At 41.2% G+C, this 22,014-nt stretch carries 25 protein-coding genes; 2 read left to right on the plus strand and 23 right to left on the minus strand.

What is annotated here, in order from left to right; genetic code table 11:
- Positions 1-2: 2 nt before the first annotated feature.
- From dxs to MKY17_RS18585, 21 genes are all read right to left on the minus strand, one after another.
- Positions 3-1,895 carry a 1-deoxy-D-xylulose-5-phosphate synthase gene (gene dxs / locus MKY17_RS18485; RefSeq protein WP_098369845.1) on the minus strand — a complete coding sequence of 631 codons (1,893 nt, stop codon included), beginning with the start codon at positions 1,893-1,895 and terminating at the stop codon, positions 3-5.
- Between the two features lie 249 nt (positions 1,896-2,144).
- Entirely contained in the window at positions 2,145-3,038 is an 894-nt protein-coding gene (locus MKY17_RS18490) for a polyprenyl synthetase family protein (RefSeq protein WP_098369844.1), read from the minus strand.
- A gap of 1 nt (position 3,039) precedes the next feature.
- On the minus strand, positions 3,040-3,273 hold the full coding sequence (locus MKY17_RS18495; RefSeq protein WP_034308286.1) for an exodeoxyribonuclease VII small subunit: 234 nt from the start codon (positions 3,271-3,273) through the stop codon (positions 3,040-3,042).
- Positions 3,270-4,622, minus strand: coding sequence for an exodeoxyribonuclease VII large subunit (xseA, locus tag MKY17_RS18500; protein ID WP_098369843.1), 1,353 nt, complete (start codon positions 4,620-4,622; stop codon positions 3,270-3,272). Before xseA ends, MKY17_RS18495 begins: the two co-directional genes overlap by 4 nt.
- A gap of 148 nt (positions 4,623-4,770) precedes the next feature.
- A complete protein-coding gene (folD, locus tag MKY17_RS18505) occupies positions 4,771-5,646 on the minus strand; it encodes a bifunctional methylenetetrahydrofolate dehydrogenase/methenyltetrahydrofolate cyclohydrolase FolD (RefSeq protein ID WP_098369842.1) in 876 nt (291 codons plus the stop codon).
- 69 nt (positions 5,647-5,715) lie between these two features.
- Positions 5,716-6,108: a transcription antitermination factor NusB gene (gene nusB, locus MKY17_RS18510; protein WP_098369841.1), complete on the minus strand. Its 393-nt coding sequence runs from the start codon at positions 6,106-6,108 to the stop codon at positions 5,716-5,718.
- Positions 6,109-6,557: 449 nt separating this feature from the next.
- Positions 6,558-6,971 carry an Asp23/Gls24 family envelope stress response protein gene (locus tag MKY17_RS18515; RefSeq protein WP_034308298.1) on the minus strand — a complete coding sequence of 138 codons (414 nt, stop codon included), beginning with the start codon at positions 6,969-6,971 and terminating at the stop codon, positions 6,558-6,560.
- A gap of 28 nt (positions 6,972-6,999) precedes the next feature.
- Positions 7,000-8,352 (minus strand): acetyl-CoA carboxylase biotin carboxylase subunit, encoded by a 1,353-nt coding sequence (gene accC / locus MKY17_RS18520; RefSeq protein WP_098369840.1) that lies wholly within the window; start codon positions 8,350-8,352, stop codon positions 7,000-7,002.
- A 14-nt stretch (positions 8,353-8,366) separates the two neighbouring features.
- Positions 8,367-8,858 carry an acetyl-CoA carboxylase biotin carboxyl carrier protein gene (gene accB, locus MKY17_RS18525; RefSeq protein ID WP_098369839.1) on the minus strand — a complete coding sequence of 164 codons (492 nt, stop codon included), beginning with the start codon at positions 8,856-8,858 and terminating at the stop codon, positions 8,367-8,369.
- A 620-nt stretch (positions 8,859-9,478) separates the two neighbouring features.
- Entirely contained in the window at positions 9,479-10,066 is a 588-nt protein-coding gene (locus MKY17_RS18530; RefSeq protein WP_098369838.1) for a SpoIIIAH-like family protein, read from the minus strand.
- 14 nt (positions 10,067-10,080) lie between these two features.
- Entirely contained in the window at positions 10,081-10,752 is a 672-nt protein-coding gene (gene spoIIIAG, locus MKY17_RS18535) for a stage III sporulation protein AG (RefSeq protein ID WP_063233088.1), read from the minus strand.
- A 7-nt stretch (positions 10,753-10,759) separates the two neighbouring features.
- Positions 10,760-11,368 carry a stage III sporulation protein AF gene (gene spoIIIAF, locus MKY17_RS18540; RefSeq protein ID WP_098369837.1) on the minus strand — a complete coding sequence of 203 codons (609 nt, stop codon included), beginning with the start codon at positions 11,366-11,368 and terminating at the stop codon, positions 10,760-10,762.
- Positions 11,369-11,384: 16 nt separating this feature from the next.
- The gene (gene spoIIIAE / locus MKY17_RS18545) at positions 11,385-12,593 is read right to left on the minus strand and encodes a stage III sporulation protein AE (protein ID WP_098369836.1); all 1,209 of its coding nucleotides are present in this window, start codon (positions 12,591-12,593) and stop codon (positions 11,385-11,387) included.
- Positions 12,594-12,626: 33 nt separating this feature from the next.
- Positions 12,627-13,016, minus strand: a complete 390-nt coding sequence (gene spoIIIAD / locus MKY17_RS18550; RefSeq protein WP_094246647.1) for a stage III sporulation protein AD — start codon at positions 13,014-13,016, stop codon at positions 12,627-12,629.
- Positions 13,017-13,030: 14 nt separating this feature from the next.
- A complete protein-coding gene (gene spoIIIAC, locus MKY17_RS18555) occupies positions 13,031-13,234 on the minus strand; it encodes a stage III sporulation protein AC (protein ID WP_034308319.1) in 204 nt (67 codons plus the stop codon).
- A 21-nt stretch (positions 13,235-13,255) separates the two neighbouring features.
- The gene (gene spoIIIAB, locus MKY17_RS18560) at positions 13,256-13,771 is read right to left on the minus strand and encodes a stage III sporulation protein SpoIIIAB (protein WP_098369835.1); all 516 of its coding nucleotides are present in this window, start codon (positions 13,769-13,771) and stop codon (positions 13,256-13,258) included.
- A complete protein-coding gene (gene spoIIIAA, locus MKY17_RS18565) occupies positions 13,764-14,696 on the minus strand; it encodes a stage III sporulation protein AA (RefSeq protein ID WP_098369834.1) in 933 nt (310 codons plus the stop codon). Before spoIIIAA ends, spoIIIAB begins: the two co-directional genes overlap by 8 nt.
- Positions 14,697-15,474: 778 nt before the next feature.
- Positions 15,475-16,032: an elongation factor P gene (gene efp / locus MKY17_RS18570; RefSeq protein ID WP_034308328.1), complete on the minus strand. Its 558-nt coding sequence runs from the start codon at positions 16,030-16,032 to the stop codon at positions 15,475-15,477.
- 26 nt (positions 16,033-16,058) lie between these two features.
- On the minus strand, positions 16,059-17,120 hold the full coding sequence (locus MKY17_RS18575; RefSeq protein ID WP_098369833.1) for an aminopeptidase P family protein: 1,062 nt from the start codon (positions 17,118-17,120) through the stop codon (positions 16,059-16,061).
- The gene (gene aroQ / locus MKY17_RS18580) at positions 17,121-17,567 is read right to left on the minus strand and encodes a type II 3-dehydroquinate dehydratase (protein ID WP_076365401.1); all 447 of its coding nucleotides are present in this window, start codon (positions 17,565-17,567) and stop codon (positions 17,121-17,123) included.
- Positions 17,568-17,661: 94 nt separating this feature from the next.
- A complete protein-coding gene (locus MKY17_RS18585; protein WP_098369832.1) occupies positions 17,662-18,174 on the minus strand; it encodes a YqhR family membrane protein in 513 nt (170 codons plus the stop codon).
- Positions 18,175-18,508: 334 nt separating this feature from the next.
- Here MKY17_RS18585 and MKY17_RS18590 point away from each other — a divergent pair, with 334 nt between their 5' ends.
- Positions 18,509-19,462: a DUF1385 domain-containing protein gene (locus MKY17_RS18590; RefSeq protein ID WP_098369831.1), complete on the plus strand. Its 954-nt coding sequence runs from the start codon at positions 18,509-18,511 to the stop codon at positions 19,460-19,462.
- A 138-nt stretch (positions 19,463-19,600) separates the two neighbouring features.
- Positions 19,601-19,975 (plus strand): SA1362 family protein, encoded by a 375-nt coding sequence (locus MKY17_RS18595; RefSeq protein WP_081395494.1) that lies wholly within the window; start codon positions 19,601-19,603, stop codon positions 19,973-19,975.
- A 23-nt stretch (positions 19,976-19,998) separates the two neighbouring features.
- Here the strand turns inward: MKY17_RS18595 and MKY17_RS18600 are convergent, their stop codons facing one another.
- Positions 19,999-20,880 (minus strand): patatin-like phospholipase family protein, encoded by an 882-nt coding sequence (locus MKY17_RS18600; protein WP_098369830.1) that lies wholly within the window; start codon positions 20,878-20,880, stop codon positions 19,999-20,001.
- Between the two features lie 85 nt (positions 20,881-20,965).
- The gene (gene splB / locus MKY17_RS18605; RefSeq protein ID WP_098369829.1) at positions 20,966-21,991 is read right to left on the minus strand and encodes a spore photoproduct lyase; all 1,026 of its coding nucleotides are present in this window, start codon (positions 21,989-21,991) and stop codon (positions 20,966-20,968) included.
- Positions 21,992-22,014: the final 23 nt, after the last annotated feature.

Consider the following 22,014-nt stretch of genomic DNA (forward strand, 5'->3'; position numbering starts at 1 on the left):
TGTCAGGCCCTTTTTTCTTTTTTGGGTGTTATCATTTTAATCTTTTTGATGGCTGTCTCAGTCGTTAAACCGATTTCTTCAAGAAGCTCATCGACACTTCCATGTTCAATGAAATAATCAGGTATTCCCATTCGATCTATAATTGCCCCATAAAATCCTTGATCATGAGCATATTCAAGTACAGAGCTACCAAAACCACCTTGAAGAACCGCTTCTTCTATTGTCAAGATTGGCATTTTTTCACCAAGGAGACTGCTTAGCATGTTCTCATCCAAAGGCTTAATGAACCGGGCATTGATCACCTTAACTGAATAATCCTCTTTCTCCAGCAATTCTGCCGCTTCAAGAGCCATGGGAATCGTTGTTCCGAACGTTAAGATGGCAGCATCCGTTCCTTCTTTAAGAACTTCCCACGAACCGATTGGAATCTGCTTTAATTCGGTATCCATCACAACTCCCCAACCATTCCCACGAGGGAAACGCATAGCAATCGGACCATCATTATAGTTTAAGGCTGTATTGACCATATGCTGACCTTCGTTTTCATCTTTAGGCATCATCAACACCATATTCGGAACATGGCGCAAGAAAGCAATATCGAAAACGCCTTGATGCGTTTCACCATCGGAACCAACCAATCCGGCACGATCGATCCCTATGAATACGTTCAAATTTTGACGGCAGATATCATGAACGACCTGGTCATAAGCTCTTTGCAGGAAGGTTGAATATATAGCCAGGAAAGGTTTCATTTTTTGCGTTGCCAATCCTGCAGCAAAAGTTGCAGCATGCTGCTCGGCAATCCCTACATCATAGAAACGCTCTGGGAACTCTTGAGAAAAGCCCACCAACTTCGATCCTACAGGCATTGCAGGTGTAATCGCGACAATCCGCTCATCGTCACGAGCTAGCCTGCTGACAGTATCGCTTACAAGAGCGCTCCAAGCAGGACCTTTACTAGGGGATTTAACGAAATCGCCAGTCTCGATCTTATATGGGCCTGTCCCATGCCAGTTCCCTGTTGTATCCAATTCGGCAGGTGAATATCCTTTGCCTTTTTTCGTGATGACATGCAGCAGTACAGGTCCCTTCGTTTTCTTGGCATATCTTAAATTCTCCAGCAATTCTTCATAATTATGACCATCTACTGGTCCAAGGTATGTGAAACCAAGCTCTTCGAAAAAGATTCCTGAAACCAATAAGTACTTCATGCTATCCTTCAAGCGTTCCGCTGTAGCTGCAAGTTTACCACCGACTGCAGGAATTTTTTTCAAAAGCAGCTCCAATTCATCTTTTGCCCAGTTATATTTACCTGCTGTCCGCAATCTTCCCAATACCGTGTGTAAAGCACCTACGTTAGGGGCTATGGACATTTCATTATCATTCAGGATAACGATCATGTCCTTTTTTTCATCACCGATATGATTCAACGCTTCAAGCGCCATTCCGCCTGTTAGTGCACCGTCCCCGATTACAGGCAAAATAAAACTGCTTTCACCTTTGATATCACGGGCAGCCGCCATTCCCATTGCAGCTGAAAGGGAAGTCGAACTGTGACCTGTTTCCCAAACATCATGGGGGCTTTCAATCATTTTAGGAAAACCGCAAAGACCTTTATATTTCTTTAAGGTGTCGAACTCTCCTGCTCTGCCAGTCAGGATTTTATGGACATAGGATTGATGTCCGACATCCCATAAAATTTTATCATTCGGACTGTCGAATTCTTTATGCAAGGCTATAGTCAACTCGACGACACCTAAATTGGGCCCAATATGCCCACCGGTCACCGATAATTTTTCCACAAGGAATTTACGTACTTCCACACTTAACTCGACAAGTTCTTCATTATTCATCTTCTTCAAAAAAGAAGGGTCTTTTATAGATAGAAGATCCAAACAGGACCACTCACTTTCTGTAATTTTCGGTTGTAAGCATAAACAAAGCCTCATTAAAGAGGACTATGGACGACTAGACCGAAAAATTGGTTTTAAGTTAAAAAATAGCCGCCAACACCCAGGTGATTTCGGCGGCTTATTATACCTATTTTATCACGTATCTCAATAAAAAAATTCATTTTGATTTTCTCATATTTTTGCACAATGAGTATACCATAAAACCTCAATTGATAACAAATTTAGCCACAATCAATGATTACGGTTTGCTATTAAATCAGTTAGTTCATTCAACAAACCCGTTTGTAAGGTTGTTTTTCCTAAAGCGGCATGGGCAAGTTCTATATGATGTTCCAACTTTTCCTTTGCCCCTTGAAGCGTAAGTAAAGATGGATATGTGCTTTTATGATTCCCCACATCACTGCCAACCGGCTTGCCGATCAACTCGACTGACCCTTCAATATCCAGAATATCATCGCGAATTTGAAAAGCAAGCCCCAGGTGGTATGCAAAGTCACGTAAATGCAGTTGCTGTTCTTCATTCGCCCCGGCTAATATAGCACCGGAAAGGATGCTTGCAGTCAATAACTTCCCTGTTTTATGTTCATGTATATACTCCAATTCCTGAAGGGTCAACTGTTTATTTTCACCTTCCATATCCGCAACTTGACCTCCAACCATTCCTTCGGCTCCGGCAGAATTCGCAATTTCACTTACTAGGTTCAGCTTCATTTCAGCCGTCACCTCGGGATCGATCATATCCGTCACCAATTGAAAGCTATATGTAAGAAGCGCATCACCTGCCAGTATTGCTACCGCTTCACCGAACACTTTATGGTTCGTCGGTTTTCCGCGGCGGAGATCATCATCATCCATCGCAGGAAGATCATCATGAATCAAAGAATATGTATGAATCATTTCAATGGCAGCCGCTGCAGGAATCCCCATCCTCAAGTTTTTTCCAAAGGCCTCCAGAACCGCAAAGACCAATAACGGGCGAATCCGTTTACCTCCTGCCTCCAGTGAATAGATCATGGCTTCTTTGACCACTGCCGGAGCTTTAAGTTTATTTACATATTCCACGATTTCCCGTTCTATAACCGCCTTATATTCTTTAGAAAACATTTCAAAGGACGCCGTACCCATGTCATTCTTCCTCCTGTACAGCGAAGTTTTCAAGTTCCCCATCTTCGCGTAAAATTTGAGTCAACTGATCTTCAACAGCCTTAAGCTTTGAATGGCAAAGCCTTGATAAATCCATTCCTTGTTTATATATGGAGATGGCTTCTTCCAGGGGTACATCGCCTTCTTCCAACTGCTCTACAATTTTTTCGAGATTCTCCATCGCTTCTTCAAATGTAGCTTCTTGTTTTTTTGTCATGGTTCAATCCGCTCCTTTATTTCTTTAATTTCACATTCAAGTGTTCCATCTTTTATCGAAACCGCTATCTTATCCCCTTTGGATACTTGCTGTGTACTTTTCACTAATGTTTCATCCTCAGCAAAAACCAAACCATAGCCCCGTTCCATGATTTTTAGTGGACTGAGGGCCGTTAAAGTGGCTGTAATATGGACGAACTGCTGTGATTTTTGCCGATAGATGGCCTCCATGGCCCTCCGTAAAACCTTTGCATGCTGCTGTAATTCATCTTTCGCATTTTTTACCGCTTGTTCAGGATGCTGCTTTTTCAGAATATCGTTCAGCTGATTCAGCTCATCTCTCTTTTTCATGAAATATCGCGTGCTGGTCCTACCTAACCTGTCCATCGTCTTGTCTAGCTGTTCAAGCTTCTGTTCATACATTTTATGTGGATAACGGAAGGCATAAGACCTCTCCAGCCTGGTCAAACGGGTTCGTTCAAAATTCACCGCTTCTTGAATGGATCGGGTCAATCGGTTCTTGCGGTTCATCAGGCGTTCGAGTATTTCATTCAAGTGAGGAACCGCTAACTCTGCTGCACCAGTCGGTGTAGGAGCACGCATATCGGCTACAAAATCAGCAATTGTAAAATCGGTTTCGTGACCGACAGCAGAAATTACCGGTATATCGGAATCATAAATCGATTCAGCCACTATCTCCTCATTAAACGCCCATAGTTCCTCTATCGACCCGCCGCCCCTTCCGACAATGAGAACATCGCTTTCCGCCCTTGCGTTAGCCATGGAAATTGCCTTGGCAATCGATTTAGCTGCATTATTCCCTTGTACAAGTGCTGGATAAACGATGATCCTGGCGATTGGATATCTCCGCTTGATGGTTATCAGGATATCTCTTAATGCAGCTCCGGTCGGCGATGTTATGACACCTACAGACTTAGGGTACTGCGGGATCGGCTTCTTGTGTTCGGCCAAAAACAAACCTGCCGCCTCCAGCTTTTTCTTCAGCTGTTCATAAGCAAGATACAAATCCCCCACACCATCAGGGGCCATGCTTTTCACATAAAGCTGATACTGTCCCCCTGCTTCATATAATGATATATCGCCCTTAACAAGTACCTTCATACCATTTTCGGGCAGGAATTTCATCCCTTTATTATTGGCGGCAAACATAACGGAGAGGAGTCGGGCCTTCTCATCCTTTAAAGTAAAATACATATGTCCGCTTGTATGTTGTTTAAAATTCGAAATTTCACCTTTTATGTATACATTTTGCAAATGGGGGTCGGCATCGAACTTCCTTTTGATGTACTTCGTTAAAGCCGACACACTCAAATATTGTTGGTTGCTCATATAATGTCTCCTTCCGATGGAAATCGGATATAAAGAAAACCGCCTATAGATTACACTAGAAACTTGATCAATCCATGAATGGAAAAAAGCGGTCTCCCGTTATTATAAAACAAGAGGTCCGCTTCTTTAAAATAATTTAACGTTTTTTTCAGCTTTTTAATGCTTGCTCGTTCTGTTCAAGTGCTTTTTGAGCAGATTTGACCGTATTCTTCATAAGCATCGTAATCGTCATTGGACCAACGCCTTTAGGAACAGGTGTAATGAATGAAGCCTTATTTTTCACTTCATCAAACGCCACATCACCGCAAAGCTTCCCTTCATCATTCCTGTTCATTCCGACGTCAATGACGACTGCGCCTTCTTTAATATGGTCACTAGTGATCGTGTCCCTCTTTCCGACAGCTGCCACAACTACATCGGCTTGCTTAGTATAATAGGCAAGATCCTTTGTCCGTGAATGACAGTATGTAACGGTTGCATTTGCATTTAAAAATAATTGTCCGGCTGGTTTTCCGACGATATTACTTCTCCCTACGATGACAACATGCTTACCTTCAAGGTCATAGTCGATATACTCAAGCATTACCATGACGCCATATGGAGTACAAGGTAAAAATGCATCTTGCCCCGTCATCATCCGCCCAATATTAATCGGGTGGAATCCATCAACATCCTTTTCAGGCGAAATCGCTTCAATGATCGCTTTTTCCTGAATATGTCCAGGCAAAGGCAGCTGCACCAATATACCATGAATACTGTCATCCTGGTTTAATTCAGCAATGCTCTGAATTAATTCCTCCTGAGAGAGTTCCGCAGGCTTTTTAATCAATACGGAATGCATGCCCAAGTCATCACAGGCCTTTTGCTTATTGCGCACATAAGTTTGTGATGCTTGATTGTCACCCACCAGGATTACTGCCAAACCCGGAACGATATTTTTTTCACGTAATTGTTGAACTTCCTTACTGATTTCCTGCCTAACTGACTCCGCAATTTCTTTACCATTAATGATTTGAGCTGACATGTGTTTATTCCTCCCAAGTTAATTTCGCTAAAGAAATTGCAGTGAGAATCCTTGTTCAAGGCTGCAACTTTAGCTGCCGCTTTTCACCTTTACTTTGGATAAAACGGCATTTACAAAGCTGCTCGATTGATCATCACCGAATTTCTTAGCAATTTCAATAGCTTCATTCATTGCAACACTTACAGGAACATCTTCACTGTGAACCATTTCATAAACCGCGATCCGCAGTAAATTCCGATCAATGTTCGCCAGTCTTTCCAACGTCCAATTCTCTAAGTTGTCCCTGATCATTCCATCAATTTGTTCTCGATTTTCCGTTATCCCCATTACTAATTTCCTGAAATATTCATCAGTTGGGGCACCATCCAGTACGCTTTCCATTGCTTCTTCTGCATTCGAGTTGGCAATATCTATCTGATATAGTGCTTGAAGGGATTTTTCACGGGCTTCTCTTCTTTTCATAATCTTACTCCTTTAACATCTACTATTATATATGAAAATGCTAGAACAAACGAACATTAAATAACATTTTTTCAAAAATATTAAGATTTTCGCTATTTTTTTTAAAAATCAAGCTAAATCCCACTAAATTCAAGGCCAAAAGACTCAATATCTTGAATCAAGATAACATCTCAAGATTACTTTCCAATTAAACGGCCAACACAGTCCCATACTTTTTGAAAGTGTCAAAAAGCTCATGCCTAGCTTTCATGCTCATATTTCACCTTTTACACTCTAACAGAAATCACCCTTGAATTAAAGGGAAACTTCCAGACACCGCCTTATTATGTTCATTTAAATTTAATATTATAAGCAGGCTCAAAATTCGGGGTATCATGGAGTATACATTCAAAAAAACAAAAACCCGGCTTTTTGCCGGGTTTTTGCAGGTGTGAATCGAATGAAGCCACTTACACTTCTTGTTCGTAATCCGCTTCTTGTTTAGCGTTTTCAAACGCAATGCCCACTACATGAATGTTCACTTCGCCAGCGTCGATAGCGGTCATATTCAACAAAGCTTCACGAATGTTATCTTGCACTTCCTGAGCAACTTTCGGAATTGAAACACCAAACTTCATGACACAATAAAGTTCGACTTTGATGGATTCTCCCGTTAAGTCTACTTTAACACCTTTACCGTGGTTCTTTTTACCAAGCTTTTCAACAACACCCGTAGCGAAATTCCCGCGCATATGTGCAACACCTTCAACTTCCGATGCAGCGATACCCGCAATTACCTCTATCACCTCAGGCGCAATCTCCACTTTGCCCAGCCCACTATTATAATCATTCATTTCGAGTAATTGGCCTTCCATTTCACTCATTCAAAAGCACCTCCTGTCTTCCTTTACATTATGAGTTCATTACATCATATATTTCAAGGAATTTGGTATTAAATTCTCCGGAAACAAATTGTTCATGTTGAAGTAACTTAATATGGAAAGGAATTGTGGTACTGATCCCTTCAATGACAAACTCACCTAAGGCGCGTTTCATCTTCTCGATCGCCTCTTCTCTAGTCGATGCATGGACGATCAATTTAGCGATCATGGAATCGTAATACGGCGGTATCGAGTACCCAGGGTATGCCGCGGAATCCACACGAACTCCGTAGCCGCCTGGCGGTAAATACATTTGAATCTTACCTGCGGAAGGCATGAAATTCTTTTCTGGATTTTCCGCATTTATCCGGCATTCGATAGACCATCCGTTAAAAGTGACATCTTCTTGTGAAAGCGAAAGTTTGTTACCTGAAGCAACTTTGATCTGTTCTTTAATCAAATCCACGCCCGTTACCATTTCCGTAACTGGGTGTTCAACCTGGATACGTGTATTCATTTCCATAAAGTAGTATTTTCTATTCACATAGTCATAAATAAATTCTACTGTTCCGGCACCTGAATAGTTAACGGCAAGTGCAGCCGTTACTGCAGCCTGCCCCATTTCCGCACGTATTTCACCATCCAACGCTGGTGACGGGGTTTCTTCGACAAGTTTTTGCAAACGTCGTTGGACCGTACAATCGCGCTCACCTAAATGGATGGCGTTGCCATGATTATCTGCCATGACCTGTATTTCAACGTGACGGAAGTCCTCGATGAACTTTTCAATATACACGCCAGGATTCCCAAATGCCGTCGCAGCTTCCTGTTGCGTGATGTTAATGCCTTTAATGAGATCTTCTTCCGTCCTTGCGACACGGATACCTTTACCGCCTCCGCCAGCAGTAGCTTTGATGATGACTGGATAGCCCATTTCATTAGCTAGGGCTACACCCTCATCCGTATCTTTAATTATGCCTTTAGAACCTGGTACGATCGGTACACCAGCTTTGCGCATAGTTTCCCTTGCTACATCCTTTGTTCCCATTTTATTGATCGCTTCGGGGCTAGGACCGATGAAAATGATATTGCATTCACGGCATAGCTCAGCAAAGTCGGCATTTTCAGCTAGGAATCCATATCCTGGATGAATTGCATCAGATCCCGTTTTCTTGGCTGTGCTGATAATGTTCGTTGTATTTAAATAACTGTCTTTTGATAATTTAGGACCGATGCAATATGCTTCATCCGCAATTTGAACATGTAATGCTTCTTTATCTGCTTCTGAAAAGACTGCAACAGTCTCGATTCCTAATTCCTTGCATGCCCGGATGATTCGGACAGCAATTTCCCCACGATTGGCAATTAATACCTTTTTAATCATTTAGAAACAGCTCCTCATTCAGGCTTTACTAAAAATAATGGTTGACCATATTCTACAAGTTGCCCTTCTTTTACAAGGACTTCAACGATTTCACCGCTTACTTCAGCTTCGATTTCATTGAAAAGTTTCATGGCTTCCACGATGCAGACTATGGAATCCCCCGTTACTTTATCGCCTGTTTTTACGTATGCAGGTGAATCCGGTGCAGGAGATTGGTAGAATGTTCCCACCATCGGAGAAGTGATTTTATGTAAATTTTCCTGTTCGGTGACGGCAGCAGCAGGTTTTGCAGGTTCAACAGCTTTCGGCACTGCCGGGGCCGCTGCGGGCTTGACCTCTACAGCTGCATTGGCTTGAACAACATCTGGAGCAGCTACTGGTTGTAATACTGTACCCGTTTCAGTTTTTTTCAATTTAATTTTCGTTCCTTCATTTTCAAAAACGAATTCACTGATATTTGATTGATCGACTAGCTTAATAATTTCACGAATTTCTTGCACTTTCATTTTGTGGCACCCCTTGTCTAATTTAATATGAGTTTGTGAGGCAATAATATTTTATGTAACCTTACCCTTAGCTTATCCTACTTTGTCCAATACTGCACAAAGTAGCCGCTTTCTTTATGCGAATGCGAATAAACTGAATACAAACCTCATCTGTATTATAACAGATTTTTCACTTTCTCAAAATATTGTTTCCCTAAGAGAAATGAAAAGTTTATGACCAGCTTCTAACATCATACAATATTAGCTTATACAAATTCAATGATAGATTAGTTGTAACTTATTATCCGTACTTCTATCTTACACCTTTATTATAATATTGTGAATTTTTTTCACCTGGGGCACCTTAACGCCTTCTCTTGAATTTCGCATTTAATTCCTAAAAAATCAGCAATAATATCCAGTTTAATTACTTTTCTAGAATATTTCGGATGATCGTAATCACCATTTTTATTTGAGTTCCTTATGCCAATTGACATAAAAAAACTTTTCCTCTAAAGTTTCCAGATTGTAAGATAGTTAAAAAACATAATAAAAAAAGCCTCCTTTTTTTTATTAAGGGGGCTTTCAAAATTTTATGACGTTGAACTGTTCTGTATCAGCATTATTTTCTGTAAGTGTGTTTACTTTTCCGGTTGGAAATCGACCACAACATTTTGTGCATCGCTCACTTCTTTCCTTACGAGGCGGATAATGTTATTGGCCTCTGTTTTCGTCTGTTTATCAGCCTTGACACTCACCTTTACATCCGTACCGTCCACCCGGACCAGTGCGGCATTGTAATCCATGGCAACTATTAAGTTTTCGATGATATTTTCTTTTACTTTCGTTTCACTTAATTGTTCGATTTTTGCATAAGCCTCGTCTCTTTCTTCAGCTGATAGTTCTGTATTGCCCATCTTTGCAGTCAATTCTTCATTCAGCTTCGCCCGTTCATCTTCAATCTGCATCCTTAACGATTCGAACTCATCTCCAGATGCAATGGTTACAGAGGAACCTTCTGTATTTTTGGACGTTTCTTTTTCACTTTTATTTTCCTCTTTTGTATCTGCTTTGTTCTCTGTTTTAGTTTCTGTTTTATTTCCTTCCTGTTGCTCTGTTGCCGTCATATCGGCGGCATTTTCTTCAGGAGCGGTTAAATAATAGACTGAAAGCACAACGACCAGACTTAGCATAGTCAATAACCAAACGGTTTGTTTTTTTAATAACATGTAGATTTTCCCCCTTATTTTTTAGGCATGACAGAAACCCTGTGACTCGGTACATCAAGTGAGCGTGTGACAGCCTCGATGATCCACTTCTTTATTTGAATGTTTTCGGCCCCTTTAGCGACAACCAGAACTCCTCGTACACTAGGTTTTTTCGTTTCCGAAATGATCGGTCCTTCTTTTTCACCGCTCTTGACCAAAACTAGCTGTTCATCAACAGATGTGTCTTCGACCGTCCTTTTGCCGCCTTCCTGGTCGGTTTCTTCAGTGACTTGTTTTTGGGTGACTTTGTTTCTTTCATATACTTTTTTCTCGGATGCATCGACGTAAATTACGACTTTTACATCCTGGACGCCTGCGATGGATTCAAGCGCTTCCTTCATTTCATTCTGAAGATATATTTCATAGTCTTTTGTTGTCTTGAATTCTGATTTCTTCTGCCCGAATGTTTCAACATCCCCCTCATCATCCTGCTGTTTATCATTATTGAATACAGTCTTCACTTCAGGTGTTTGTCCAGTCTGGTTGGTGGTTAACAAATTCCCGGCCATCATGATTCCCGCTCCCAAAAGGACAACTATTAGAGCATAGACATACAGGGAAGGTTTTTTTTCCTTAGGCTCTTTTTGGTCAGGGTCTTTATTTAATAGTTTTTGCAGCCAGGATAATGGACCTTTGTCTTTGTTCAATACTCAGTCACTTCCTTTCCCCGGCGATTTCAATGATTTCTTCATCAACAGACCAACTTGTTGCCAGAAACCTTTTGACAGCATCCAGATTGGCATCATTCGAAGTGGATGGGCTATCTGCATTGATATCAACCTTCGCTACTGCCTCTATCTCCGAGTTTTCTTTCCCTTCTGCCTTTTCCAATGAGATGGTTATGTTCTGCAGATCATCAACACCCGGTTCTTCCTCATTCTTGACCCCTACATCAATTGAACTAATCTTCATGTTATAATCCACCATCAGCTCCTCTTCCACTTCTGCCTGTAAGTCAACAGCCATTTGTTTTAAAATATATGCACCCTGGGTAGCTTGTATTTCTTTTTTCTTCATTTCTGTCAAATTTCCTAAATCTTTTTTTTCCTGATCCTCAAATTCACTAGTAGCCGCAGTGAGAATATCGTCGAAATCCATATTGAATAATCCCAATATAGGAGTGATGATGATCGCAATCAGTAAAAGTCCGATGACCATTTTTGCATACTTCTGTAAAGCTGAATTCGGAAGAAGCATATCAATCACAGTAGCCAGCAATACAAATATGATGATGTTGGATACCCAGCCAGCTAAAAAACTCACCAAGCCCTCCTCCTTTCTAACGAACCATCAGGGTAATGTTTCCAGAGGCGATAATTACCGTGACACTTAAAAAAAACATGAGTGAGACAATGGCCAATGCAGCGAAAATATAAATCATGCTTTTACTTATAATGTCAAGGCATTTTATAACAGGTCCTCCGCCCAGCGGCTGCAAAAGACTCGCTGCCAATTTATATACAAAAGAAATCATCAAGATTTTTATGGCGGGAAATGTGGTAATGAGCAAGAGAATGATGACGCCTGACAAGCCCACTGTATTTTTCAATAGGACGGAGGCACTGATGACGGTATCCGTTGCATCGGTAAACATGCGCCCTATTACCGGTATAAAGTTACCTGTCACGAATTTGGCTGTCCTGATGGTCACTCCGTCAGCTACAGCTGAGGATGCTCCCTGAACGGAGATCACACCAAGGAATATGGTCATGAATGCTCCAAGGATACCGATGGCAAAATTACGGAGAAGTTGTGCCATCTGAGTCACTTTGTAATGTTCGGTCAGCGTGCTGACTATGCTTAAAATCGCTGCAAAGAATAATAACGGAAGGACGACAAACTGGATCAAGATGCCGCTTGTATTCATCAAAAACATCAATACCGGATGAAAGAATGCTGCCGATACAAGTCCGCCTGAAGCAGCTATCAATGCCAAGAGTAAAGGGATGAGCGCCATTAAAAAGGAAATCATCAAATCTATCGTATCTTTTGTATATTCCATCGCCACATGAAAACTGTTAAGTGCCAAAATGATCAGAACCATATAAACGATTGCATAAGCGACCTTACTTACGGAGCTTTGCTCGAACGCATTCTGCAAAGATTGGAGGAACATGCTGAAAACGGTTAATAAAATGAGTGATCCCAGCAGCTTTCCATTCACGAGCAGTTCATGAAAAATGAATTTTGTCATTCCCTTTATCCATTGCTCAAAGGAAAATTTCTTATCGCCGCTTACAAAATCCATGAAGCTCCCTTTCTGGCTTTCCGGTAAGAATCCTCCGTATTCCGTAACGATGTCATCCCAATATTGTTTGAGTTCATCAACACCAAGCCTTTCTATTTGGGCTTGTACCAGTTCGGACTGCATGATCGGCTCTTGATCGATTTCACCATTTTCTGGATTTTCGGCAGCTTGTCCAATAGATGCATGCAAAAAAAAGAGTAAAACGAATAGAATGGATAAGTAAGGCATCCGCTGCTTCATACATTCACCTCATTGACTAGTAGGAGTAATCCATTAACTAGGGAGCATCTGTAAAATCGTTTCGATAATGACCGTCAAAATCGGAATCGCCATGGCAAGAATCAAGATTTTTCCGCTCAATTCTATTTTGGAAGCGAGCGAACCTTGCCCCGCATCTTTTGTAATTTGAGAAGCGAATTCTGCAATATAGGCAATTCCGATTATTTTTAAGATGGTCTCTAGATACACGGTATTTACATTCGCATTAACTGCAATTTTTTCTAACATTAAAATGATTTCGTATATTTTGTCAGCTAAAAAAAGAAAGATGGAGCATCCTACAAAAACGACTAGCAGGAATGCGAAATTTGGTTTTTGCTCTTTGACGATCAGTGCCAAAAAGGTGGCAACTAGGGCAATGGCCACGATTTTTATGATTTCAATCGCGAATCCCTCCCTTACTGAAATAGAAATACAGATTTAATTTTTTGAAATAAATCCTCTACAACAGAAGCAACCATGAATAAAATATAGATAAATCCGAAAAGTGTCACCCATTGGGCATATTCCTTCTTCCCAACCTGATCGAGTATCGTGTGAAGAAATGCCACAACTAGCCCAACACCCGCTATTTTAAATATGATGTCCACATCAATGCCCATTTTCATTCCCCCCACATATTCCTACATCAGCAAGATGATCAATAATAGCCCTGATAAAAAACCAAGACTTTTCATCATTTTTTCATATTTTCCCTGGCGGTCGAGTGCATCGCTCTCTTCCCGTTCCAAATGTGCCATCGTTAGCATGATTTGCTTTTGCTGATGATATTTATCGCTTTTTCCAAGCGTCTCCCCAAACTGTGAAAGAATCTCGAATTCTCCCTGTTGTAAAGCAAGGGATTGCCATATTTTCTTCAAACTATCATCCCATGCTTCTTTGACGGTGGTCTCACCTGACTCGAGTCGATTTGCAAATGTATCGAAAAAGATGGATAAAGGTTTAGCCATCTGTTTAGAAAGTTTCCTTGCTGCTTCTTTCAAAGGTGTATGACCATACATGATTTCAGCTTCAAGCGATTGCATGGCGACTTTCAGCTGTCTCAGTTGACGAGGCCTCATACTTAATTTTTTCGCAGCTTCGAAACCTGCCCATGTCGTTGCAATAATAATTATCGCTGCTCCTATTATCTTAAACATGCGGGCTCACACCTTCTCCCAAGAAAATGGGAACCCCCGCTGCATCAAGGACTTTGTAGCTCCTCTTACCGGATTTACTTCTCTGTAATTCTATAAAACGTTCAAAGATGTTTTGCTTTAATATTTCCGCGATAAAAGGTCGCTTCTTAATCTCACCCAGTGTATGGCCATGTGTGGTTATCATGAGTTTAATACCTGCATTCACCGCTTCCAGCACAGCCTGTGTATCCTCTGCACGACCTATTTCATCCACGATCAATACATCCGGGGACATTGAACGGATCATCATCATCATCCCTTCCGCTTTAGGACATCCATCGAGCACATCAACCCTTGTTCCAAATTCGAGTTGCGGCACTCCATGAACACATCCGGCAATTTCCGAGCGCTCGTCCACTATCCCCACCTTTTGAGGAGCAATGCCGCGTTTTTCATTACCACTGGATATCATTCTTGCAATATCACGTAATATGGTCGTTTTTCCCGTTTGCGGAGCACCGATCAACATAGTATGCTGCCATTCCCCGTCAAATAAATATGAAGTGAGTGGTTCAGCTGCACCTATTTTTTCACGTGCAACCCGAATATTGAATGAGGATATATCCCTGATCGCTTTGACCGACCCATTTTCAAGGATCACCTTCCCAGCAAGCCCCACCCGATGTCCGCCCGCTATGGTTATATAACCTCGCTTTAATTCTTCCTCAAGTGTATATAACGAAAATTGGCCTATTTGATTCAATAATTGATCTGCATCCAGATGGGTCACTTCATAGGAAAAGAAGTATGGTTCCCCTCCTACAATGACCTCAAGCGGCCTTCCAACCCGAATTCGCAGCTCTTCCATCTTATCGATCATCATCGGTGTCATACCCCGGAGTTGCTCGTTTAATTTTTTCGGTAAAAAAGAAAGAATCGTTTCCATTTTGACAATCCTCCTGTATACACCACTTTCAATAAAATATATGCCGACAAGCCCATAATGATGACAGGCTATTAAAGAAACAGACCTATTATTGATTTTTTATATCTTCCGAGATAAAAAAAAAAACAAAAAAAGACCGAGAAATTAATCTCGGTCTACAGTCTGTAGACAAATTCGAAGAAAACGAGTTTGCCTAAGTTTTTTTATGGCTTGTACAATTTGGACGTTGATTTCCACTCCAGGCACTCGCTTTCCGCGGGCGGTCCGGGAGCCTCCTCGGCGCCTTTGCGCCTGTGGGGTCTCCCTTGGACACGCTTTTCCCGCAGGAGTCTCGTACCTTCCGTTCCCAATCAACTTTGGTTTAACATTAAGATAGACCCCTTCCTACAGTCTTTTTAAAATAGGCGGATGAAAAAACTTGAGGTGATAAGGATTCTTTTTAAAACATGATTCTATTCAGCGAGATCAGCTTGAAATGATTACTTTAGACCAAATGGAGCCAGCTTGTAAAATGGAGATTAAAGAGGGCTATCGTGTGTACAAATCATCCTAATCCATTTGTGCGACTCGTTCATTTTTATCACAGTGTACAGAAAGTAAGGATCATCAGAAAGTGGTGACACTCCATATTTGGCAAGAATAAATGGAAGAAGCAGATCATCTGCGTCATCATGAAGTCCAATCCAATAAAAAATCAAAAAGGTTTCGGAATAAGACCATTCCGAAACCTTTTTGTCTACAATTTGAGGCCGAGAAATTAATCTCGGCCTCCTTTCATTTATGCACGTGATACGTAAGAACCTTCATTAGTGTTGATCAATAATTTGTCACCTTGGTTGATGAAGAATGGAACTTGAACCGAAAGGCCCGTCTCAAGTACGGCTGATTTCGTGCCGCCTGAAGATGTATCTCCTTTAATTCCCGGCTCAGTCTCCGCCACTTCAAGTTCAACTGTGTTTGGAAGCTCGACCCCAAGTGTTTCCGCTTGGAAAGTCATGATATGTACTTCCATATTTTCCTTAAGGAATTTAAGTTCACGTTCAATGCTTGAAGCAGGCAGTTCGATTTGGTCATACGTTTCGTTATCCATGAATACATGGCTATCTCCACTTGCATAAAGGTACTGCATCTTGCGGTTTTCGATATGTGCTTTAGCGACTTTTTCACCAGCACGGAATGTTTTCTCTTGAATTGAACCCGTACGAAGGTTACGAAGTTTAGAACGTACAAAAGCTGCACCTTTACCAGGTTTAACATGTTGGAACTCGATAACCTGCCAAATTCCATTATCTACTTCAATTGTAACACCCGTGCGAAAATCGTTTACAGAAATCATAAATTTGTCCTCCTACATGTACATGTTTACAGAATGATTAACTCTTTGGTTGAATGAGTAAGTGCTTCGTTACCTTCAATTGTAACGATTGTATCATCTTCAATCCGCACTCCGCCTACACCCGGTAAGTAAATGCCCGGTTCAACGGTTACAGCCATACCTGGTTCTAAAATGATATCAGACCTTAAGGATAATGCTGGACCTTCATGTACTTCAAGACCGATTCCATGTCCGGTCGAATGACCAAAATACTGCCCATATCCCTTTTCTTCAATTAGATTACGAGTTAGTGCATCCGCTTCCCTGCCAGTCATACCAGGTTTGATCCCAGCCATTCCTCGCAGTTGAGCTTCCAAAACAATGTCATAAATATTAATAAGTTCTTCACTTGGCTTGCCAACTGCTAATGTCCGAGTGATATCAGACACATACCCGTTATAGTATGCCCCGTAATCCAATGTGACAAAATCGCCTTTTTCGATGATTTTATCCGTAGCCACTCCATGTGGAAGTGCGGACCTTATGCCGGATGCTACAATGATATCGAAGGAAGAAGAAGTTGCCCCTTGTTTCCTCATAAAGAATTCAAGTTCATTGGATACATCCAGTTCCGAGATCCCTGGACGCAGGAAATCCAGAATATGTGTAAACGCAGCATCAGCAATAGCAGCCGCTTCCTTTAATATCTTAATCTCTGATGAAGTCTTTATCAAGCGTAAATTCTCAATAACACCCGACACCGGCGAAAGTTGACCATCAATGGCCGCTTCGTATGCCTTATATGTAGCATAAGTCAGGTGCTCTTGCTCAAAGCCCAGCTTGCCGATATTCATCGCTTTAGCCTGCTTGCCTACTTCTTCGATGATGGTTCCTTTGTGTTGAACGATCTCATAATCCGGTGCCTGCTTGCCCGCTTGTTCCACGTATCGGAAATCAGTGATGAATTTAGCTTCTTTTTGGGAAATAAGGACAACGCCTGCACTTCCCGTAAAGTTGGTCATGAATCGGCGGTTATATGTACTGGTGATCAAAAAACCATCAATGCCCACCTTTTCCATTGAGGCCCTTAAGCGCATTAGTTTATTCATTTAATTTCTCCCCTTTGCAATCTTTGTGATCGCCTGCAACGCCAATTCATATCCGTGTATCCCCAAGCCGACAATCTGTCCCGCCGATACCGCCGCGGTCACTGATTCATGCCGAAAGCTTTCACGGGCATGTATGTTCGAAATATGCACTTCCACCACTGGAACATCAATTCCGGCTATTGCATCACGAATCGCATAGCTATAATGAGTAAAAGCTCCAGGATTAATGATAATCCCGTCGATCCCATGATCCTCTGACCAATGGAGCTTGTCGATAATTGCTCCTTCATGGTTAGTCTGAAAAGAGGTTAATTCCACATTTAACCCTTGAGCTTGCTGCATTAATTGCGCTTCCACATCCGCAAGCGTCGAGGATCCATAATGCGCAGGTTCCCGCTTCCCCAAGCGATTTAAATTCGGACCATTGATTAGTAAAATTTTTGTCATCATCAAACACCTGCTCATGTTAAAAGAATGCTTTCCATGAACATTCTATCATAATTACAAATTGTCTTACTACTTTTTTACAACCAAGAAACAATCAGCTTTCCGATTGCTTCTCGGCTTTGTTTTTTTGACGTATATACTCCTGATGATCGTATGATATAGAAAACCCTATAAAAAGACCGTATATAATAAAAATGCAGACACTTGTTATAACCGTATTTGCTGACATCTTAGAAAAGGTTGGCAAATCGACGAACATCGGTTTTAGGACAAATACCATCAAAGCCCAGCAAACCACTCCGAAAAAAACACCCGAAAAAATACTCTTCATCCTTTTAAAAAGACTATAGTATATAAAAGCGATCCCCACGGATAGAATTCCGAATAAAATTATGGTCATTACCGTACCGAGCCAATGATCGATCCAGGTCATGTTGGACCATGAAGTTAGTATGAATTTTGGGCTAAAATCCATAAAATTAAAATAATGGGCAATGATTCCGATAGAACTGGCTAAAGCCCCCCCAACAAAACCGACAGCAAGTACATTGTAGATTAACATGCTTTGATATTCCTGTTGAATTTGTCCATTTTCATTAGAAGACATATCAATCACCTCCGCTACGTAGTATGCCCTTTGTTAATTAGAACTATTTTTTTTTATTCTTAGGAAGGAGAATCACTAGAGGTTTTGTGATTTATTCTGTATGATTAAATCATAAATAATCTACTTTTTTCAGAGGAAAATACCCATCCTCTGTTGAAGATTATAATGTACACAGGATACTATCTTCCTGTGATTCAACATTCATAAAGTAATCGCAGGGTTAAAGCTTCCATTCAATTTTATTGGAACACCTTTAAACCCTTGTGATGCTTGATAATAAACATGTTAGCACCCTTGAGAGAGCTACGTGAATAACTATTAGGTTGGTGTAGAAATGTCTGAGGTTCAAAAACCCGTTTATGGAGGGCAGGCTGTAGTGGAAGGCGTCATGTTTGGGGGCAAACATCACACAGTCACTGCGGTACGCCGCAAAGATTCAACGATCGCTTATTATCATTTACCGCGTGAATCGAAGCCTGCTGTAAAGCTTATGAAAAAAATACCGTTTCTACGGGGGATCGTATCATTGATCCAGTCAAGTGCCACCGGCTCGAAACATCTGAACTTTTCCACAGAACAGTATGAAGAAGAAGACGGGGAAAAACAGGTCGAAACGAAACAAGAAACGAAAGAACCCTCTAAATTAAGTCTTTGGCTAGGTGTTGCCGTGATCGGTGTGATCTCCTTCCTATTTGGGAAATTGCTTTTCACCTTGGTTCCTGTCTTCCTCGCAAAATTGACAGAACCCATTTTCAGTGGCCATACGGCTCAGGTATTAGTGGAAAGCTTGTTCAAGCTGATCTTACTGCTCGTATATATTTATGTAGTTTCCTTGACGCCATTAATCAAGCGGGTCTTTCAATATCACGGAGCTGAGCATAAGGTGATCAATTGCTTCGAAAGCGGAAAAGAATTGACTGTGGCAAATGTGCAGGCAAGTTCCCGCCTTCATTATCGCTGTGGCAGCAGTTTTATTTTATTTACTGTCATTGTAGGGATGTTTATCTATCTTCTCGTACCAACGGATCCGTTATGGGTTCGTGTCGTCAATCGCATTTTGCTTATCCCCGTCGTGCTAGGCATTGCCTTCGAGGTATTGCAGGCAACGAACAAATTAAAGGATATTCCTGTTCTGCGCTACCTTGGTTACCCTGGACTTTGGCTTCAGTTATTGACGACCAAGGCTCCCACCGATGATCAAGTCGAAGTCGCATTAGCATCCTTCCATGAACTGTTAAGGATGGAAAAAGAGACAGAAAAAAGTTTAGAATCCGATGTAATTGTGTAAAACATCTATACACATTTTGATTATGGAAAATCATATACTAACTATGGGAATGCCTTTTACTTTTTTTCAAATATTTTACATTAACGATGTTTAAAATAAGCTAATAATGCTTATGATGCTCTTAAGGAGGTGTCTTTGTTGAAACGTTTCATATCTTTCATGATATACGGAATCATCGCCCTCGGAGTCCTCGGACTAATGAGCCGACTATTTAATGACCCGATTGGCTTTTTTAGAAACATTCTCATAATAGCCATTGTCGCAGGGATTATTTATATGATTTATACCGGATTAACAAAGGGAAAACCAGTTAAGAAAGAGCAGCAAGCATTCCGAAAGGCTGCCCGCCAATCGAAAAAAAGGCTAAAAAACCGAACTTCGAAAAAAGATAATGTGGCTAGCTTCTCTGCAGCAAAATCATCAAAGAAAATAAAATGGAGAAAGAAAACGGATAGTCACTTAACCGTCATCGAAGGGAAAAAGAATAAAAAGAAAAATCGGGCTTCTTTTTAAGAGCCCGATTTTTCTTTTTATAATCAATAAGTCCATTTTTTTAGGAATTCTTTCGTGCACTGCCTTCCCCGATTCATCAATTCACCTTTTTTTTCATCATTCAGATTGAAATCCATTGCAGAAATTCCCTTCATCGGGATAAATACAATATTATGGACGTGTTTCTTGGAAATATACCGTGCATCATGGGCATCTTTCATCGTTTTGAATAATGCGGAGAACAATTCAACCGCATTATCCACCTTATGCGGTTTCCATATCTCATCGACACTTAGCCGCAAGCCGATGACCGGCCTTTCCTTTCTTACATGATCTGAATTGAATAGCCACATTGGAAAATTGCTTAACACACCTCCATCAACAAAAAGGAACTTGCTTTTTCCGACATCAAGTTTGACTGGCTCAAAAAAATAAGGAATGCTACAACTCATTCTTACTGCCTTTGCCACTGGAAAAGTGCTCGGATCAATGCCATAGTTCGGTAAATCATCAGGCAGTACCACCAATTTCCCATTTGTAATGTCAGAGCTTATGATTCGGAGGGATTTCGGTCGAATATCCTTAAAGGTGACTACATTCCTTTCGGCAAGTTTACCGGCGACCCATGTCTCCAGTGCGTTGCCTTTATAAAGGCCAAGTTTCCAATATAAAAGGAGCCATTCGGCAAACGGGATAGGCAAAAGACCACGCCTTTTGTCCAGCAGGCCGCTTAAATCTATATCAAGAAAAAGCTTTTCCATTTCTTTACCTGTGTACCCAGCTGCTACGAAAGCTGCAATTATGGACCCTGCACTCGTACCGGCTGTTCGATGGAATACAAATCCCCGTTCTTCCAATTCCTGCAGGGCTCCCACTAAACCATAGCCTTTAATCCCGCCTCCGGAAAAAACGCCGTCAATAATCATAGCTGCCCTCCCCTAATCCGGTCTTTACATTTCTAAGCAGGATTAGAGCGATTTATGACAGTTTTAAATAGAAAAATGCCTTGATTCAGGTAAAATACTGAATTTCCGCTTTAGGGAAGAATTCCGCTATATACCCACGAATAGTCGTTTCCAGTTCTGCGGCTTCGTCTTTTTGATAAACATATTTACCAATTCCATATCGGCCCCATTTATATTTACGCTTCGTTTCGTCCAGTTCCAATTTTGTTTTAGGGTAGTTTTTTTGAATCACTTTTTTTGCTGGGCCAGTAAACCGATGCTGAATTAATTCGAAAGTCAAGTCAGGGATATCCACCCCATTTAAAGCCTCACTCAACCGTTCGAATAATTCATGGTAGCCCTCCTTCCATGCTTCATGACGATATATTGGAGCTACGATAAAACCGAGGGGATATCCGGCACCTGCCACTTTACGTGCCGCTTCCATCCTTTCTTCGAAGCTCGAAGTGCCGGGCTCGAAATTCTTTATCACATAACGTGAATTTATACTGAAGCGAAATCTTGTTTTTCCATTATGTTCAGCATCCAATAGATGGTCGACATGATGAAATTTAGTTACGAACCTTAGAACCCCATATTCACTTTTCCCAAAATATTCTATGGCCCTTTTTAACGAATGTGTCAAATGGTCAATTCCCACGATATCCGATGTACAGGCTGCCTCAAAACGAGTAATTTCAGGCTTTCTCTCATTTATATATTTTTCGGCTGCTTCGAAAATCTCATCAAGATTCACATATGTCCTAATATATGGTTTTGATCCGAGTGTGGTCTGTAAATAACAATAGTGACAATGCCCCATACACCCTGTAGCAAGAGGTATGGCATATTCAGCAGATGGCTTTGAGGAATCGAATTTCAATGTTTTTCTGATTCCTACCACAAGCGTTGATTTTGCGACACGATATTTTTGCAGATCATTTTCTCCAGGAAGATCCCTAATTTGGTTATGCGATGTGGTCTCACGGATTTCAATGTTCAAATCTTCGAATTTCTTTTTTAACTCCCGGCCAAGCGGGTATTCCAGTGCCCTTGGCTCAATATATACTAACTGTGGCATAAATGGTTTCATTTCGATCTCCAATCTTTTATCGA

The sequence above is a fragment of the Peribacillus sp. FSL P2-0133 genome, from assembly GCF_037975445.1.
Classification (GTDB): domain Bacteria; phylum Bacillota; class Bacilli; order Bacillales; family DSM-1321; genus Peribacillus; species Peribacillus simplex_E.